The organism is Leifsonia sp. L25 (assembly GCF_050632895.1).
Genome location: NZ_JBODRZ010000003.1, coordinates 3,118,395 through 3,134,610, shown reverse-complemented (window position 1 = coordinate 3,134,610; position 16,216 = coordinate 3,118,395). Strand labels below are relative to the sequence as shown.

At 70.6% G+C, this 16,216-nt stretch carries 15 protein-coding genes and 3 pseudogenes; 10 read left to right on the top strand and 8 right to left on the bottom strand.

From position 1 onward, the window contains the following. Positions 1-24: 24 nt before the first annotated feature. Both ACRAWC_RS19760 and ACRAWC_RS19755 read right to left on the bottom strand, forming a co-directional pair. Positions 25-897, bottom strand: coding sequence for an SDR family oxidoreductase (locus ACRAWC_RS19760; protein WP_431349250.1), 873 nt, complete (start codon positions 895-897; stop codon positions 25-27). Next, positions 894-1,316, bottom strand: coding sequence for a nuclear transport factor 2 family protein (locus ACRAWC_RS19755; protein WP_431349249.1), 423 nt, complete (start codon positions 1,314-1,316; stop codon positions 894-896). The genes ACRAWC_RS19760 and ACRAWC_RS19755 overlap by 4 nt, the downstream gene beginning before the upstream one ends. Before the next feature lie 58 nt (positions 1,317-1,374). On the opposite strand from ACRAWC_RS19755, the gene ACRAWC_RS19750 reads away from it, so the two are divergent. Beyond that, positions 1,375-2,064, top strand: a complete 690-nt coding sequence (locus ACRAWC_RS19750) for a TetR/AcrR family transcriptional regulator (protein WP_431349248.1) — start codon at positions 1,375-1,377, stop codon at positions 2,062-2,064. 128 nt (positions 2,065-2,192) lie between these two features. Here ACRAWC_RS19750 and ACRAWC_RS19745 read toward each other — a convergent pair whose 3' ends face one another. From ACRAWC_RS19745 to ACRAWC_RS19735, 3 genes and pseudogenes are all read right to left on the bottom strand, one after another. Next, complete coding sequence (locus ACRAWC_RS19745; protein ID WP_431349247.1) at positions 2,193-2,441, bottom strand: Abi family protein; 249 nt, start codon at positions 2,439-2,441, stop codon at positions 2,193-2,195. 182 nt (positions 2,442-2,623) lie between these two features. Further along, positions 2,624-3,696: pseudogene (ychF, locus tag ACRAWC_RS19740) on the bottom strand (redox-regulated ATPase YchF). Positions 3,697-3,743: 47 nt separating this feature from the next. After that, a complete protein-coding gene (locus ACRAWC_RS19735; protein WP_431349246.1) occupies positions 3,744-4,487 on the bottom strand; it encodes a class I SAM-dependent methyltransferase in 744 nt (247 codons plus the stop codon). Positions 4,488-4,621: 134 nt separating this feature from the next. Between ACRAWC_RS19735 and ACRAWC_RS19730 the strand changes: the two genes are divergently transcribed. The 3 genes and pseudogenes from ACRAWC_RS19730 (at position 4,622) to rmuC (ending at position 8,398) form a co-directional block, all read left to right on the top strand. Next, the gene (locus tag ACRAWC_RS19730; protein WP_431349245.1) at positions 4,622-5,203 is read left to right on the top strand and encodes an exonuclease domain-containing protein; all 582 of its coding nucleotides are present in this window, start codon (positions 4,622-4,624) and stop codon (positions 5,201-5,203) included. Positions 5,204-5,409: 206 nt separating this feature from the next. Next, a pseudogene (locus tag ACRAWC_RS19725) lies at positions 5,410-6,860 on the top strand (sugar porter family MFS transporter). A 101-nt stretch (positions 6,861-6,961) separates the two neighbouring features. Beyond that, the gene (rmuC, locus tag ACRAWC_RS19720) at positions 6,962-8,398 is read left to right on the top strand and encodes a DNA recombination protein RmuC (RefSeq protein WP_431349244.1); all 1,437 of its coding nucleotides are present in this window, start codon (positions 6,962-6,964) and stop codon (positions 8,396-8,398) included. 250 nt (positions 8,399-8,648) lie between these two features. Here the strand turns inward: rmuC and glpX are convergent, their stop codons facing one another. Beyond that, positions 8,649-9,650 carry a class II fructose-bisphosphatase gene (glpX, locus tag ACRAWC_RS19715; protein ID WP_431349243.1) on the bottom strand — a complete coding sequence of 334 codons (1,002 nt, stop codon included), beginning with the start codon at positions 9,648-9,650 and terminating at the stop codon, positions 8,649-8,651. A 158-nt stretch (positions 9,651-9,808) separates the two neighbouring features. Here glpX and fbaA point away from each other — a divergent pair, with 158 nt between their 5' ends. After that, positions 9,809-10,837, top strand: coding sequence for a class II fructose-bisphosphate aldolase (gene fbaA / locus ACRAWC_RS19710; RefSeq protein WP_431349242.1), 1,029 nt, complete (start codon positions 9,809-9,811; stop codon positions 10,835-10,837). 22 nt (positions 10,838-10,859) lie between these two features. After that, entirely contained in the window at positions 10,860-11,621 is a 762-nt protein-coding gene (locus ACRAWC_RS19705; protein WP_431349241.1) for a DUF6264 family protein, read from the top strand. Here the strand turns inward: ACRAWC_RS19705 and ACRAWC_RS19700 are convergent. Next, positions 11,618-12,478, bottom strand: coding sequence for an SDR family oxidoreductase (locus ACRAWC_RS19700; protein ID WP_431349240.1), 861 nt, complete (start codon positions 12,476-12,478; stop codon positions 11,618-11,620). The genes ACRAWC_RS19705 and ACRAWC_RS19700 overlap by 4 nt on opposite strands. A 95-nt stretch (positions 12,479-12,573) precedes the next feature. On the opposite strand from ACRAWC_RS19700, the pseudogene ACRAWC_RS19695 reads away from it, so the two are divergent. The 3 genes and pseudogenes from ACRAWC_RS19695 to ACRAWC_RS19685 all read left to right on the top strand — a co-directional run. After that, positions 12,574-12,945: pseudogene (locus tag ACRAWC_RS19695) on the top strand (winged helix-turn-helix transcriptional regulator); the annotation flags it as partial. A 120-nt stretch (positions 12,946-13,065) separates the two neighbouring features. Beyond that, positions 13,066-13,524, top strand: coding sequence for a PP2C family protein-serine/threonine phosphatase (locus ACRAWC_RS19690; RefSeq protein WP_431349491.1), 459 nt, complete (start codon positions 13,066-13,068; stop codon positions 13,522-13,524). Continuing rightward, entirely contained in the window at positions 13,485-13,760 is a 276-nt protein-coding gene (locus ACRAWC_RS19685; RefSeq protein ID WP_431349239.1) for a hypothetical protein, read from the top strand. Before ACRAWC_RS19690 ends, ACRAWC_RS19685 begins: the two co-directional genes overlap by 40 nt. 19 nt (positions 13,761-13,779) lie before the next feature. Here ACRAWC_RS19685 and ACRAWC_RS19680 read toward each other — a convergent pair whose 3' ends face one another. After that, on the bottom strand, positions 13,780-14,829 hold the full coding sequence (locus ACRAWC_RS19680) for a 4-hydroxy-3-methylbut-2-enyl diphosphate reductase (protein ID WP_431349490.1): 1,050 nt from the start codon (positions 14,827-14,829) through the stop codon (positions 13,780-13,782). Positions 14,830-14,959: 130 nt separating this feature from the next. On the opposite strand from ACRAWC_RS19680, the gene xseA reads away from it, so the two are divergent. Beyond that, the gene (xseA, locus tag ACRAWC_RS19675; protein ID WP_431349489.1) at positions 14,960-16,216 is read left to right on the top strand and encodes an exodeoxyribonuclease VII large subunit; all 1,257 of its coding nucleotides are present in this window, start codon (positions 14,960-14,962) and stop codon (positions 16,214-16,216) included.

Sequence of the window (16,216 nt, the reverse complement as noted above, 5' to 3'; positions counted from 1 at the left end):
TGCAGAGAGAGATAACGCCGTTGGTCAGGCCACGCTGGATCCGGCCAGCACGTCTCCAAGCGTCCGGCGCGGCCCATCGATGGGACCCACCACGGGAGCTTCGGGGCGCGGAACCCCAGTGTCCATCGCGAGCGCCGTCCGATTCTGTCGGGCGAATGCAGGGCTCAGGGGAGCCGCAGCCACGGAGAGCAGGCGCAGGAGGGGCCGTGGCACGTGCCGAGCGGGGCCACGCCAACCTCGGGCGTCTTGCAGCGCACGCGCCAGGTCGTTCATCGTGATCGGCTCACCGGCGACCTCGATCACGCGCCCCCGGACGGTCGGGTCAGTGGCGGCGCGAGTGACGACGGCGGCGACGTCGAGGACCGACACGAAGGGGATCGGCTGAACACCACGGCCGAACACCAGCGGGCGGCCGGAGGCGCCGGCCGTCGTGGACAGGATCCCAAGCCAGGTCTCCAAGTAGGCGGGCGGCCGCACGATCACCCACGGCGCTTCGCTCTCGCGGAGGTACTCTTCGGCAGCGAACTTCGCTCGGAAGAGGTCGATGGGATGGTCAGGGGAGGCGCCGGACGCCGAGACGAGGACGACCCCGGCGTCAGCTGCTGCCGCCGCCTCCACGAGATGGGCGTTGCCGCGGTCGTCGACCTCGGCGGGTCCGGCCCCACGGCCGCCGAGGAAGCCGTGCACTGCGGAGACCACCATTTCGGCGTCAGCGACCGCCTCGTCGAGTCCGTCGCGTCTTCGCACGTCGCCACTGACCACCTCGACTCGGTCGTCGAAGAGTGCCCTCGCGCGGGCCGTGTCGCGCGTCAGCACCCGCACCTTCACGCCCTTGCCGACCAGCTCGGCGACGACATGCCGTCCCAGCAAGCCACTGCCTCCCGCGACGACGATCATCTCGGGCCGTCCGCATGCACTTGTGCTCGAACCGCGTCATCGACGGTCGTTCCCGTCTGATCCACGGGTTCCAGGTAGAAACGGGCTGAGGCGGCGCGCTCGCCCTGCAGCCCGAAGATGATGACCCCGCGCATGAGATGCGGGGTGCCATCGACTCGCGTACCGCTCATCTCCCATTCCGACCACACGTCCGAGCCCGCGACCGTATGGCCTAGAACCACGGACCGGACATCGGGAACGAATTCGAAGATCTGCTGCCAGTTGCTCCGGACCTGCTCGGTTCCTTCGAACGAACGGCCTGGGTGTGCTGGCGTCTCGTTCTGGTATTCGGCGGCGAAGCAGTCCACGAGCGCATCGAGGTCGTGGTCGTTCGTGGCCCGCTGCAGTCGGGCGAGAAACGGATGTGTGTCGGCGGACATGGTGCCCCCTATTTCATTACACTACTCTGTATCTATTAGTTCGAGTATGGAGCGTGCGATGGCGGGAGTCAAGCGGCAGTATGACGGGACCGCCCGGCGCGCTCGGGCCGAGAAAATGCGGGAGTCGCTGATCGAGACCGCTCGCGCGATGCTCGTTGCCGACGGATACGCCGCACTGACGATCCCGAAGGTCGCCCGGGCATGCGAGGTCTCGGTGGAGTCGGTCTACAAGCGGTTCGCGGGCAAGCCGGCCCTCGTCCGCGCTGTCGTCGAGGAGGCGCTACGGGGCATCGGACCGATCGCGGCCGAAACCCGCTCGGACGCGCTCAGCGCTGCTGACCTCCCAGGCCTACTGCATGGTTGGGGCCGGCTCTCGGCCGAGGTCGGCCCCCGGGTCGCCCCCATCCTGCTCCTCCTGGATGCGGCCGCCGGACACGACCCCGAACTGGCAGACCTGGCTCGCGAGCTGGAGGAGGATCGGCGGGCGCGGATGACGGAGAACGCCCTGCGCCTCGCCGACGCCGGGCACCTTCCCCCCGGCCTTCCCGTGAGGCGCGTCGCGGACATCCTGCTTACCTATAGTTCCCCCCAGCTCTACGACCTCATCGTGATCCGGAACGGCTGGACTCTCGATCAGTACGCCGACTTCATCTCCACCGGCATCGCGGCCCACCTCAGCGCCCGAGCGGATCGGACCGACACCGGGCCTGCCGACACAGCATTCAGCGGGCCGGGAACCCAACGGTAGCGCGACCATGAACTGAGGCCCGCCGTCGACTTTTCAGGGGCCAGGGCGCGCGATTATCCGATTGATGCCCTGACCTTCCATATCGTTACAGCAGGTCGATGCGCCGTGCTGATCTGCCATGACACGGGCTACGTGTGTGAACGAAGCATCAGCTCAACTTGAGCCAGCGGCCGGACGAGCGCGTTGCGCAGCGCCTCATCTGCGTCGTACACGGCACGGATCTGATCGAACGTGGTACCCGCTCGGAAGTCATCATCGCCCAGGTGCGGGGCATTCTGGAAGTACCTCGCATAGCCCGAGAAGCGGTAGTGGTTCGTCGCAGCCAAGAACCGCGCGCAGGCCAGGTGATCATCGACCACGAGGCCCCGGCCGACCACCAGGGCTACTTGCTCATCCCCAGGACAGGCTCGGCTTCTCGCACACCTCGAAAAGAAGAAGGCCCCTCCCATTTGAGCTCCTTCGAGAGGCTTGGGAGGGGGTCGATTGGCTCTAGTCCATCCGACGCAGCCAGGATTCGCCAGCCACACTGTGCTGCGTGGACAGGAGAAACCTTGGTCAGCTACACGTTGAAACGGAACTCCACCACATCCCCGTCCTGCATCACATACTCTTTCCCCTCCATGCGCGCCTTCCCGCGCGCCCGCGCCTCCGCGACGCTGCCGGCGTCGACGAGGTCGTCGAAGGAGATGACTTCGGCCTTGATGAAGCCCTTCTCGAAGTCGGTGTGGATGACGCCGGCCGCCTGGGGGCCTTCCAGCCCTTGTGGATGGTCCAGGCGCGGGATTCTTTCGGGCCGGCCGTCAGGTAGGTCTGCAGGCCGAGGGTGTCGAAGCCGATGCGGGCGAGCTGGTCGAGGCCGCTCTCCGTCTGGCCGGTGGACGCCAGCAGCTCTGCGGCGTCGGCGGCGTCGAGGTCGATCAGCTCCGACTCCAGCTTGGCGTCCAGGAAGACCGCCTGCGCGGGGGCGACCAGCGCCGCCAACTCGGCGCGGCGGCCGTCATCCGTCAGCACGTCCTCGTCCACGTTGAACACGTAGATGAACGGCTTCGCGGTGAGCAGGCCGAGCTCGCGGATGGGCTCCAGGTCGATCGTGGAGGCCGACAGCGGCTTGCCGTCGTTCAGGAACGCGATGGCCTCGCGGGCCGTCTCCAGGACGACCGGCTCCAGCTTGCGGCCCTTGACCTCCTTCTCGTAGCGCTGCTCCGCCTTCTCGAGGGTCTGCAGGTCGGCGAGGATGAGCTCGGTGTTGATGGTCTCCATGTCGCCTGCCGCGTCGACCTTGCCGGCGACGTGCACCACGTCGGGGTCGGAGAAGCCGCGGACGACCTGCGCGATGGCGTCGGCCTCGCGGATGTTCGCGAGGAACTTGTTGCCGAGGCCCTCGCCCTCACTCGCGCCCTTCACGATTCCGGCGATGTCGAGGAACGAGACCGGGGCGGGGAGGATGCGCTCGCTGCCGAACAGCTCGGCCAGCTTGTCGAGGCGCGGGTCCGGGAGGTTCACGACGCCGACGTTCGGCTCGATGGTCGCGAACGGGTAGTTCGCCGCGAGGGCGTCGTTCTTGGTCAGCGCGTTGAAGAGGGTCGACTTGCCGACGTTCGGGAGTCCGACGATACCGATAGTGAGAGCCACGGTCGTCCATTCTACGGGCGACAGCGGCACGGCTCAGCCGCCCGGTGTCAGCCCAGCGTCGCCCGGTAGCACCGGGTGACGTACGGCAGCCCGATCCGCTCCGCCCCCGCCAGGTCCGGATGCTCGTTGTGGAGCCGGCGCAGCGACCCGATGACCGCGGCCTGCGCAGCGGGGTCCTTCGTGATGAAGTAGCTGCGCGAGCGCGCCAGATCCAGGAGGCCGTCGAGCGTGAGCGCCTGCACCCAGTGGACGTCGTGCCGCTCCAGTTCGCCGAACGGCGCTCCCACCGCCGGTTCCTCCTCCTCGCCGAAGGTCGCCTCCCCCGTGCCCATCAGCTCGCCCAGCTCGCGCACCCAGTCGACGCTCTCGTCCCGGTCGTTCCAGACCAGCCCGATTCGGCCGCCCGGTCGCAGCACGCGCGCGACCTCCGGGACGGCCTGCTCGCGGTCCACCCAGTGCCAGGCTTGCGCGGCGACCACCAGACCGGCGCTGGAGTCGGGGACGGGGACGCTCTCGCCCGTCCCGATCCGGGCGTCCGCCTCCGGGACACGCGAGGTCAGCACGCCGAGCATCTGCGGCGACGGGTCGACCGCGATCACGTCGAAACCGCTCCCGACCAGGGCCTGCGTCAGCTTGCCGGTGCCGGCGCCGAGGTCGACGACCGGGCCGGTGACGCCCTCCGTGAGCCAGGCGACCGCGTCCGCCGGATACTCCGGCCGCGCCGCGTCGTACAGCTCCGCCGCCCGGTCGAACGCGCGCGCGTGCGCCTCCCGCTCCCGTCGCTCCCGCATACCGGCGACCCTACCCCGCACCCGAAACCGCCGAGTACGCAGACAATCGACGTACTCGGCGGTTTTCGGTCGATTTCGCGCGTACTCGGCGGTGCGCGGCGGGCGACGTCGGTGGGGCGTGCGAGCATTCGGGCGTGCCACTGGACTTCACCGCCATCGACTTCGAGACCGCGAACTCCTCGGCGGCATCCGCCTGCTCGGTCGGGCTCGTGAAGGTGCGCGACGGCCGCGTGGTCGACCGCGCGAGCTGGTTCATCCGGCCGCCGCTCGGGCACGACGTCTTCCAGGAGTGGAACGTCCGCATCCACGGCATCCGGCCGGAGGACGTCGCCGACGCCGCAGGCTGGGTCGACCAGCTCGCCGACCTGGTGGAGTTCGCGGAGGACGACCACCTGGTCGCCCACAACGCCGGCTTCGACATGGGCGTCATCCGCGCCGCGTGCGCCGCCACCCTCGTCGCCTGCCCCGAGTACCGCTACCTGTGCAGCCTCCAGGTCGCCCGCCGCACCTACCACCTGGAGTCGTACCGCCTCCCGGTCGCGGCGATGGCGGCCGGGTTCGAGGATTTCAACCACCACGACGCCCTCGCCGACGCGGAGGCCTGCGCGGCGATCGTCGTGCACGCCGCGCGCCGCCACGACGCCGCGACGATCGACGACCTCGCGGCTCTCACCGGCACCCGCGTGGGCCGCATCGGCATGGCCGTCGCGGCCTAGCGCCCGCCCCACGCCGTTCTGCGCCCCGGCGCTCCGTCTCTGCGCTCCGCCGCTGCGCTCCGCACTCCCGCGCGCCCGCGCGTCCCTCGGCTCGCGCGCGTCCGCACAAAGTAATCAGGCATAAACACCTCAGTAATGAAAGCATTGCAACTTCACGCGTCACGTTCTAATGTCCAGACATAGCAACAAGACGCGAAGGAGCGATCATGACCGCATCCCCTCACCCGGAGGCCGCCGAGACGGCCGCCGGCACCACCGCCTCCGCAGGCTCGACCCCTCCCCACCCCGACGACCCCCGCGCGCGCCGCTTCCTGCGGCGGATCGCCGTGCTCGCAACCTTCGGCGGCCTCCTTTTCGGCTACGACACCGGTGTCATCAGCGGCGCCCTGCCGTTCATGCAGTTCGACCAGCGTCCGCTCACCCCGCTCGAGGAGGGCACGATCGTGTCGTCGCTCCTCTTCGGCGCGGCGCTCGGGTCCTTCCTCGGCGGCCGGATCGCCGACCGGCGCGGACGTCGCGGCCTCATCGGCGCGCTCGCGGTCGTGTTCTTCATCGCGGCGGTCGCGTGCGCGTTCGCCCCGACGATCGGCGTCATGATCGCCGCCCGCTTCGTGCTCGGCCTCGCAGTCGGCGGCGCGTCGGTCGTGGTGCCGATGTACCTGGCAGAGCTCTCCCCGCCGCCCGCCGCGGTCGCATCGTCACGCAGAACGAGCTGATGATCGTCTCCGGCCAGCTCGCCGCGTTCGTCGTGAACGCGGTGCTCGCCTCCGTCGTCCCCGAGCAGGCTGCCGTGTGGCGCTGGATGCTCGTCGTCGCGTCGCTGCCGGCCGTGGTGCTGTTCTTCGGGATGCTCGTCGTGCCGGAGAGCCCGCGCTGGCTCATCCTGCACGGCCGCTTCGCGGAGGGACTCGCCGTCCTGCGCCGCATCCGCACGGAGCAGCAGGCCGAGCGGGAGGCCGAGGACATCCGCCGCCACGAGGAGCGCGCCGTCCGCACGCCGCTGCTGAAGGAGCTCGGCGTGCCGTGGATCCGCCGGGTCTTCGTGATCGGCCTCGGAATCGCGATGGTGCAGCAGCTCACCGGGGTGAACTCGATCATGTACTACGGCGTCCAGATCCTCCAGAAGTCCGGCTTCGACCAGCAGGGCGCGCTCGTCGGCCAGATCGCCAACGGCGTCATCTCGGTGCTCGCCACGTTCGTCGGCATCGCCCTGCTCGGCAAGGTGGGCCGGCGACCCCTCCTGATCATCGGCCTGATCGGGACGACGACCTCCCTGCTGCTGGTCGGCGGCGCCTCCGCGCTGCTCGCCGACACACCCGCTCTGCCGTTCGTGGTGCTGTCGCTGACGGTGACCTTCCTCGCCTTCCAGCAGGGCGCCGTGTCCCCGGTGACCTGGCTGATGCTCGCGGAGATCTTCCCTGCACGCATCCGCGGCGCCGCGTTCGGTCTCGCCGCGCTCATCCTGTGGCTGACGAACTTCCTGGTCGGGTTCCTCTTCCCCCAGCTCGTGGACGGGTTCGGGATCTCGCCCACCTTCTTCCTCTTCGCGGTCGTGGGCGTCGGCGCTGTCGTGTTCGTGGCACGCTGCCTGCCCGAAACCCGCGGACGCAGCCTGGAGACGCTGGAGGCCGAGCTGCGCGAGCGGTTCACCCGCTGAGCCACCACACGGCGGCACGCCGAGGGCGGGTCGGGAGCGATTTCCCGCCCCGCCCTCCGTCGTTCGCGGCGGTTGTCGGCGGCCCCTGCGACACTGAGCGCATGGACTTCCCCGCACTGCTCCTCGGCCTCCTGCTCGGTCTCCTCGTCGGCGCGGCGGGAGCCGGATACGCCGTCGCACGGCTGCTCCGGAGCCGCGAAGCCGCGGCGCCCACGGTGGAGGACCCGGCGATCGTCGCCGCCCGCCACGAGAAGGAGCTCCTCGAGGTGCGCGCGGAGGAGGCGGCCGCCCAGGCCGGGCTCCGCGCGGAGCTCGCCGCCGCCGACACCCGCGTCGACGCGCTGCAGGAGCAACTGCGCGGGATGCACGAGAAGCTGCGCGAGACCGAGGAGCGGCACCGTGCCGAAGCCCTCGCGCAGACCGAGCGCGAGCGCGCCGAGAGCAAGGTGCTGCAGGCGCTGGCGCCGGTGCGCGAGAGCCTCAGCGACATGCAGCGCAAAGTGATCGAGCTCGAGACCCAGCGCAATCAGCAGCACGGCCAGCTCGCCCAGCAACTCCGGTCGGCGGCCGAGTCGGAGGAGCGGCTGCGGAGCACCGCCGAGTCGCTGGCGTCCGCGCTCCGCTCCAACAGCACGCGCGGCGTCTGGGGCGAGACCCAGCTGCGCAGCGTCGTGGAGGCCGCGGGGCTCATCGAACGGGTGGACTTCGACGTGCAGTCCAGCATCCATTCGGAGTCGGGCGCCGGCCGACCCGACATGATCATCCGTCTCCCCGGCGGCAAGAACATCGCCCTCGACGCCAAGGTGCCGTTCAACGCCTACCTCGAGGCCAGCCAGATCCCCGCGACCGCGACCGGTGCCGAGGGCGCGCAGCGCGAAGCTCTCCTCAAGCAGCACGTGAAGGCCGTCCGCGACCACATCACCACGCTGGGCAGCAAGGCCTACTGGACGGGGCTGGAGTCCTCCCCCGAACTCGTCATCGCGTTCATCCCGAGCGAGTCGCTGGTGTCGTCGGCGATGGAGGCCGACCCGTCGATCATGGAGTTCGCCTTCGGCAAGCGCGTGGCGCTGGCGTCGCCCGTGACGCTGTGGTCGGTCCTGAAGACGGTCGCGTTCAGCTGGCAGCAGGACGTGCTGACCCAGGAGGCCAAACAGCTCTTCGACCTCAGCCGCACCCTCTACAGCCGACTCGGCACCACCGCCGGCCACATCGAGAAGCTCGGCCGGTCGATCGAGCGCACGGTCAAGGACTACAACGGCTTCGTCGGCTCCTTCGAGCGCCAGGTGTTCCCGGCCGCGCGGAAGCTCGGCGCGCTGGACGAGTCCAAGGTGATCGGCGTCCTGGAGGGCATCGAGGAGGCGCCGCGCGAGCTCACGGCGTTCGAGCTGGTCGACGAGCTGGACGCCCAGGCCGAGGCCCGCCTCCGAGTCGAGGTGCCGGCCGCCGAGGAGGTCCGCGACATGCACGGCATCGACAAGCTCGCCATCGAGGAGCAGGCCCGCGCCGCCGACCGCGACACGGACTCCGGCGCCGCCTGACGCCGCCCCCGCACGCCGCGCGACCACGTCACGACGCGGCACCAACGTCGCCAACGCGCATTAGCACATTCGGCACGAATGTCGCGAATACGGCGCGCAAACACCACATTCGGCACGAATTTCCTCACGCGGCCAAGCCACGATTCCGCACGAATGTCACGAATGCGGCGCGCAAACGCTACATTCGGCACGAATGTCGTGACGCGAGCAGGCCACGATTCGGCACGAATGTCGCCGATGGGGCGCGCGGTTAGAGCTCGTCGGCCGACAGCCACTTCTCCGCGAGGTGGTCGGCGACCACGCGGCGGATGGTTCCCGACTTCGAGCGCAGCACGATCGACTCCGTGCGGATGATCGGGCCCTTGCGGCGCACGCCCTCCACCAGGCCGCCGTCGGTGACGCCGGTCGCAACGAAGAAGGTGTTGTCGCCCTTCACCAGGTCGTCGGCGCCGTAGATCCGGTCCATGTCCAGGCCCGCCGCGATCCCGCCCGCGCGCTCGGCGTCGTCCTTCGGCGCCAGCCGGCCCTGCATGAAGCCGCCGATCGCCTTGATCGCGCACGCGGTCGTGATGCCCTCCGGGCTGCCGCCGATGCCGACGCACAGGTCGATGCGCGACTCGTAGCGGGCCGCGTTGATGCCGCCGGCCACATCGCCGTCGAGCATGAGCCGGGTCCCGGCGCCCGCGGCGCGGATCTCCTCGATGAGGCCCTCGTGCCGCGGCCGGTCGAGCACGGCCACGCGGATCTCGCCCACCGGCTTGCCCTTGGCCTTCGCCAGCTCGCGGATGTTGTCCCCGATCGGCTGCGACAGGTCCACGACCCCGCGGCCCTCCGGTCCGGTGACGATCTTGTCCATGTAGAACACGCTCGAGGCGTCCAGCATCGTGCCACGGTCGGACACTGCGATCACGGACAGCGCGTTCTGGCGGCCGGCGGCGGTCAGCGAGGTGCCGTCGATCGGGTCGACCGCGATGTCGCAGGCAGGCCCGCGTCCGTTGCCGACGTGCTCGCCGTTGAACAGCATCGGGGCGTTGTCCTTCTCGCCCTCGCCGATCACGATGAGCCCGTCGAAGTTGACCGTCCCGAGGAACTTGCGCATCGCGTCGACGGCCGCGCCGTCCGCCGCGTTCTTGTCGCCGCGGCCGATCCACGGCGTGGCCCGGATCGCCGCCGCCTCGGTCGCCCGCACCAGCTCCATCGCCAGGTTCCGGTCGGGGTGAAGGAAGAGGGACGCGGTATCGGTGCTGGTCATGATGGGTCCTCCCGGACGAATCGAATCGAGCCGCCGGACGACGGCGAAGCCAGTGTATCGAGGGGAGGTCGCCCACATCGAGGGGAGGTCGCCGGAGGCACCGGACCCGCGTCGGTATGATGAGTCCCGTTCGACACCCCGATTCCCAAGGAGCCGCAATGCCCATCGCCACGCCGGACCAGTACGCAGAGATGCTCGACAAGGCGAAGGCGGGCGGCTTCGCATATCCCGCGTTCAACGTGTCGTCCTCGCAGACGATCAACTCCGTGCTCCAGGGCCTCACCGAAGCGGGCAGCGACGGCATCATCCAGGTCACCACCGGTGGCGCCGACTACTTCGCCGGCCAGACCGTCAAGGCCCGCGCCACGGGCGCCCTCGCGTTCGCCAAGTTCGCCACCGAGGTCGCCAAGAACTACCCGATCACCGTCGCGCTGCACACCGATCACTGCCCGAAGGGCGCCCTCGACGACTTCGTGCTGCCGCTCATCGCCGCGTCCGAGGAGGAGGTCCGCGCGGGGCGCAACCCGATCTTCCAGTCCCACATGTGGGACGGCTCGGCGGTCCCCCTGAACGAGAACCTCGAGATCGCGCAGGAGATGATCAAGCGCACCAAGGCCATCAACGCCATCCTCGAGGTCGAGATCGGCGTCGTCGGCGGCGAGGAGGACGGCGTGCGCCACGAGGGCTCCAACGAGGCCCTCTACACGACCCTCGCCGACGCCGAGAAGGCCGTCGAGGCCCTGGGCTTCGGCGAGAACGGCCGCTACATGGCCGCACTCACCTTCGGCAACGTGCACGGCGTCTACAAGCCGGGCAACGTCAAGCTGCGCCCGGAGCTCCTCAAGGAGATCCAGGACGGCCTGGCCGCCAAGTACGGCCACGGCCCGAAGCCGCTCGACCTCGTCTTCCACGGCGGCTCCGGCTCGACCGATGAGGAGATCGCCGAGGCGGTCCGCAACGGCGTCGTGAAGATGAACATCGACACCGACACCCAGTACGCGTTCACCCGCTCGATCGCCGGCTACATGTTCGAGAACTACGACGGCGTGCTCAAGGTCGACGGCGAGGTGGGCAACAAGAAGGCCTACGACCCGCGCGCCTGGGGCAAGGTCGCCGAGACCGCGATGGCCGCCCGCGTCGTGGAGGCCACGCAGCAGCTCGGCAGCGCCGGTCACTCCGGCAAGTAGGCACCACACGTAGGCTGGGGGGATGAGCGAGCACGACCCGGAGAAGGCGCCGGACGAACGTCCGCGCCCGAAATACGGCGAGCTCGCCCCTCCCGGCTGGGTGTGGAAGCCCCCGCAGGACGCCGACCGGCTGGACACCACGCACCACAGCCCGGCGGCGTCGGAGGTCGAGGAGCCTCCCGCCGCGCCGCAGCAGCCCGGGTATTGGGGCGGCCAGCGCGAGGGCGGCCCGCACGAGGGCGGCCAGTACGGCGCCCCGCAGGGACGCGACGGCTACGGCCGCCCGTACCCGTCCAGACCCCAGCTCCGCGCCGACGCGCCGCGCTGGAACGTCACGACGACGATCGTGCTGCTCGTCGTCGGCTTCTTCGGGATGTCGTACACGATCGGCACCCTGCAGGGTCTGCCCGCGATGCTGCAGCTCATGCACTCCTCGCTCAACCTCGGCAAGTACACCCAAGATCCGTCCGTCGCCCCGCTGATCACCGCGGGCACGATCGCGATGGCCGGCATCTGGGCGGTCTCGCTCGGGCTCTCGGTGTGGCTGCTCGTGCAGAAGCGGCTGGCGTTCTATGTCCCGCTGATCGCCGGGATCGTGGCGTTCATCACGCTCTTCGTCGTCCTGGGCCTGATCTTCTCGACGGACCCGGTGCTGCTCGACTACTACAACGGGATCGCGCCCGCGACGCCGGGCCCGAGCACCCCGGGCCCGAGCACCCCGGCGCCGAGCTCGCCGCATCCGACGAGCCCGGCCGCCACTCCCGGGGCGTCGACCTCCGCTTAGGCTGCGAGCGACTCCGCGAGGCCTGCGGCGAGCGGCGTCGTCGGCCGGCCGATCAGTTCGCTGAGCGTCCCGGGCGCGTCCGCGAGCGCGCCGTCGCGGATGTTGCCGTCGAGCGCGACCACGAAGCCCGCGGTCCCCTCGTCCAGGCCCGCCTCGCGCAGCGCCGCGCCGTGCTCCTCCGGCGTCACCGAGCGGTACGCGACCGGGCGGCCGAGCAGCTCGCCGATGGCTGCCGCGAGGTCGTCGAACGTCCACGCGACATCCCCCGCGAGCTCGTAGACCGCACCGTCGTGGCCGTCGGTCGTGAGCACGACAGCCGCGGCCTCCGCGTAGTCCTTGCGCGAGGCGCTGGCGACGCGGCCGGGCGCTGCACTGCCGACCAGCTCTCCCGTCGCGGCCGCGATGTCGACCTGCCCCGCGTAGTTCTCGGTGTACCAGTTGTTGCGCAGCACCGTCACCGGGAGGCCGGATGCCGCGAGCAGCCGTTCGGTCTCCGCGTGCTCCGGCGCGAGCACCAGGTCGGTGGCGTCGGCATGAGGGGCGCTCGTGTACACCAGGCGGCCGACGCCCGCGCGCACGGCGGCGTCGATGGCGTTGCGGTGCTGCGGGATGCGCTGGCCGACCTCCGAGCCCGAGACGAGCAGGAGGGCGTCGGCTCCGGCGAACGCCGCGTCCAGGGTCTCCGGCTTCTCGAAGTCGATCACTGCGGTCTGCGCGCCCAGGGCGGCCACCGGGGCGAGGCGCTCGGCGCTGCGCCCGAGGGCGCGGATGTCCGCGGCGGGCACCCCGCGGTCGAGGAGGGCGGCTACGGTGAGGCGTCCGAGGTGTCCGGTGGCTCCGGTGACGACGATGGTCATGGGTGTGTTTCCTTTCGGTCGGTCGTGGTCCGCAACAGACGTCCCGCCCGGAAACTTCCCTGTCGGAGGTACCCACTTTTCGGTAAGTTACTGACGTGGACACCAGATTCGAGTCGTTCGAGGGCCTCGGTTTCACCGACGGCGTGCTCCCCTCGGAGTGCCCGTCGCGCATCGTGCTCAACCACGTCACCAGCACCTGGGGCGTGCTCGTGCTGGTCGCGCTCGCCCGCAGCGATCTGCGTTGGGGCGAACTGCGCCGCACAGTGCAGGGCATCAGCGAGAAGATGCTCGCCCAGACCCTGCGCACGCTCGAGAAGGACGGCTTCGTCCTTCGCACCGCCCAGCCCACGGTCCCGCCGCGCGTCGACTACAGCCTCACCACCCGCGGCCGGGAGGTCACCGGCCACCTGCTGCCGCTGATGGGCTGGATCGCCGACAACGCCGACGACATCCTGTCCGGCGAACCGCCGGCCCCGCCCGCGCCGCTCGGCTTCGAGACCGGGAGCGGCTCGGTCAGCGGCGACTACCGCGAGGGCAACGAGGACTCCCTCTACGCGTCGGCCTGGTCGGCGTTCGTCGCCGACGGCGTGGGAGGTCATGCCGCCGGCGAGATCGCGTCGGCGACCGTCGCGATCCGGCTCGCGTCGATGCTGGACGCGACGGAGGGCCGCATCCCCGGCGAGGAGCGGCTCCGCGAGCTGGTCGCGATCGCGAACTCCGACCTGGCCCTCCGCGTCCGCATGGACCCGGCGCTGTCCGGGATGGCGACGACGCTGGTGGGGGTCTTCTCCGACGGCGAGCGCATCACCGTCGCGCACACCGGCGACTCCCGCGCCTATCGCCTGCGGGACGGCGGCCTCGCCCAGATCACCGAGGACGATTCCCTCGTGCGCGAGCTGCTCGCCACCGGTGCGATCCGCGAAGGCGACATCGCCTCGCACCCGCTGCGGTCGGTGGTCACCCATGTGCTCGGCGGCGACGCGGGGACGCGGCCGCGCTGCACGTCATGTCCGAGCCGGCGCGCCGCGGCGACCGCTGGCTGCTGACGAGCGACGGGCTGACCGACTACGTGCCGATCCTCGACGTCGCCGAGACCCTCGCGGCGGCGGCTACGCCTCAGGAGGCCGCGGACGCGCTGATCGCCCTCGCGCTGATGCACCAGGCGCGCGACAACGTCTCCGTGGTCGTCGCGGACGTGGTGGAACTCCCGGAGACGCCCGTCTACCGTCCGGCCTTCGGCGGCTCGGCCGCCTCCGACCCCGCGTCGTCGCGCGCGTTCTAGCGAACGGATCGGGTGAGCGTCAGCTCCCCGACCGCCCGCCCAGCGCCCGAGCGTCCTGCTTGCCGCTGATGTCCTTGCGGAGCTCCTTCGGCAGCGAGAACATCAGGTCCTCCTCCGCCGTCTTGACCTCCTGCACCTCGGCGTAGCCTGCGCCGGAGAGCTCCGCGAGCACCTCCTGCACCAGCACCTCCGGCACCGACGCGCCGCTGGTCACACCGACCGTCGCAACGCCGTCGAGCCACTCCTGGCGGATCTCGCTGGCGTAGTCCACCCGGTAGGCGGCGGTCGCGCCGTACTCCAGCGCGACCTCCACGAGGCGCACCGAGTTGGACGAGTTGGCCGAGCCGACCACGATCACGAGGTCGGCGTCCTCCGCCACCTTCTTGATCGCGACCTGACGGTTCTGCGTCGCGTAGCAGATGTCGTCGCTGGGCGGGTCCTGGAGGTTCGGGAAGCGCTCGCGGAGCCGGCGCACGGTCTCCATCGTCTCGTCCACGGACAGCGTGGTCTGCGACAGCCACACCACCTTGTCCGGGTCCTTCACCTGGATGCGGTCGACATCGTCCGGGCCGTTCACGAGTGTCACGTGCTCGGGAGCCTCGCCGGCTGTGCCCTCGACCTCCTCGTGCCCTTCGTGGCCGATCAGCAGGATCTCGAAGTCGTCGCGGGCGAAGCGCACGGCCTCGCGGTGCACCTTGGTGACCAGCGGGCAGGTGGCGTCGATGGCGAGGAGGCCGCGGTCGGCCGCGGCGTTCACGACCGCGGGCGAGACGCCGTGGGCAGAGAAGACGACGTGCGCGCCCGTCGGCACTTCGTCGACCTCGTCCACGAAGATCGCGCCCTGCTGCTCCAGCTCGGACACCACGTGCACGTTGTGGACGATCTGCTTGCGCACGTAGACCGGCGCGCCGTAGTGCTCCAGCGCCTTCTCGACAGCGATCACGGCACGGTCGACGCCGGCGCAGTAGCCGCGCGGGGCCGCCAGCAGCACACGCTTGTGTCCCTGGACCGGGATATCCTGAAGCCGCCCGCGCTCGCCGGCGTCCCGCTTGACGGGGATCCGGGGCATGGGGAGGCTGATGGTCGCATCGCTCACCCCTCGATCGTACGCGGTGGGCGCTGATCAACGGATGGGAGGCCGGGTGGCACAGGTCGCGAGCGGCGCGTCGGGCACGTCAGGCGCGGCGAGCACGCCCACGATGAACCCGGGACCGCCGACCCTCGACGCCCCGTGGCCGGTGGCGATGCTCGCCGACCGCATCCGCGGCTGGATCGACCGCCTGGGCACCGCCTGGGTGGAGGGCGAGATCACCCAGTGGGGCGTCTCCGGCGGCAACGTCTACGGCAAGCTGAAGGACCTCCGCGAGGACGCGACGATCAGCTTCAGCATCTGGTCGTCGGTGAAGGCGCGCATCCCCGCCGACCTCAAGCAGGGCGACCGGGTGATCGCGGCGGTGAAGCCCAACTACTGGGTCAAGGGCGGCAGCCTCACCATGCAGGTGAGCGACATGCGGCACGTCGGCCTCGGCGACCTCCTGGAGCGGCTGGAGCGGCTGCGCGCCCAGCTCACGGCGGAGGGCCTGTTCGCGGCCGAGCGCAAGAAACGACTGCCGTTCCTCCCGCACACCATCGGCCTGGTGACAGGCAAGGACTCCGACGCGGAGAAGGACGTGCTCCGCAATGCCCAGCTCCGTTGGCCGCAGGTGCGGTTCCGGGTCGTGCACGCAGCGGTGCAGGGCGACCGCACGGTCCCGGAGGTCGTCTCGGCCATCCGCGCGCTCGACGCCGACCCCGAGGTGGAGGTCATCATCGTGGCGCGCGGCGGCGGCGACTTCCAGAACCTGCTGGGCTTCAGCGACGAGCGCGTGGTGCGCGCCGCAGCGGAGGCCGCGACCCCGATCGTGAGCGCCATCGGCCACGAGGCCGACCGGCCGCTGCTGGACGACGTGGCAGACCTCCGCGCGTCGACGCCGACGGACGCCGCCAAGCGCGTCGTCCCGGACGTCGCGGAGGAGCTGGCGCGCGTGCAGCAGGCCCGCACTCGCATCGGCACCCGGCTCACGCACATGATCACCCACGAGATCGACCGGATCGGCCACCTCCGCACGCGGCCGGCGTTGGCCTCCTCGACCTGGATCGTTGACTCCCGGGCGCAGGAACTCACCCGCTACGTCGCCCGCGGCGTAGAGCTGGTGGAACGCCGCGTCGACCGCGAGAGCACGCGCATCGCGGAGCTGCGCGGCCAGCTCCGCGCGCTCTCGCCGCAGGCGACGCTCGACCGGGGGTACGCGATCGTGCAGAACGACGCGGGGCACGTGGTGACGGCGCCGGCGGAGGCGCCGGCAGGCAGCGCGGTGCGGGTGACGGTGGCGGGAGGCGCGTTCGCGGCGACCGCAGGGGGCCGGCTCCCCTCGCCCGCCGTCTCCGATCCAGCGGCCGCCCAGCGAGACAAATAG

What these genes read in the sequence shown, in the direction of transcription:
- ACRAWC_RS19700 (WP_431349240.1), bottom strand. Translation starts at nt 12,478, where the DNA reads ATGACCATCGTCGTCACCGGAGCCACCGGACACCTCGGACGCCTCACC.
- fbaA (WP_431349242.1), top strand. Translation starts at nt 9,809, where the DNA reads ATGCCCATCGCCACGCCGGACCAGTACGCAGAGATGCTCGACAAGGCG.
- ACRAWC_RS19750 (WP_431349248.1), top strand. Translation starts at nt 1,375, where the DNA reads ATGGCGGGAGTCAAGCGGCAGTATGACGGGACCGCCCGGCGCGCTCGG.
- ACRAWC_RS19685 (WP_431349239.1), top strand. Translation starts at nt 13,485, where the DNA reads ATGTCCGAGCCGGCGCGCCGCGGCGACCGCTGGCTGCTGACGAGCGAC.
- ACRAWC_RS19705 (WP_431349241.1), top strand. Translation starts at nt 10,860, where the DNA reads ATGAGCGAGCACGACCCGGAGAAGGCGCCGGACGAACGTCCGCGCCCG.
- ACRAWC_RS19735 (WP_431349246.1), bottom strand. Translation starts at nt 4,487, where the DNA reads ATGCGGGAGCGACGGGAGCGGGAGGCGCACGCGCGCGCGTTCGACCGG.
- ACRAWC_RS19680 (WP_431349490.1), bottom strand. Translation starts at nt 14,829, where the DNA reads ATGCCCCGGATCCCCGTCAAGCGGGACGCCGGCGAGCGCGGGCGGCTT.
- xseA (WP_431349489.1), top strand. Translation starts at nt 14,960, where the DNA reads ATGAACCCGGGACCGCCGACCCTCGACGCCCCGTGGCCGGTGGCGATG.
- rmuC (WP_431349244.1), top strand. Translation starts at nt 6,962, where the DNA reads ATGGACTTCCCCGCACTGCTCCTCGGCCTCCTGCTCGGTCTCCTCGTC.
- ACRAWC_RS19760 (WP_431349250.1), bottom strand. Translation starts at nt 897, where the DNA reads ATGATCGTCGTCGCGGGAGGCAGTGGCTTGCTGGGACGGCATGTCGTC.
- ACRAWC_RS19755 (WP_431349249.1), bottom strand. Translation starts at nt 1,316, where the DNA reads ATGTCCGCCGACACACATCCGTTTCTCGCCCGACTGCAGCGGGCCACG.
- glpX (WP_431349243.1), bottom strand. Translation starts at nt 9,650, where the DNA reads ATGACCAGCACCGATACCGCGTCCCTCTTCCTTCACCCCGACCGGAAC.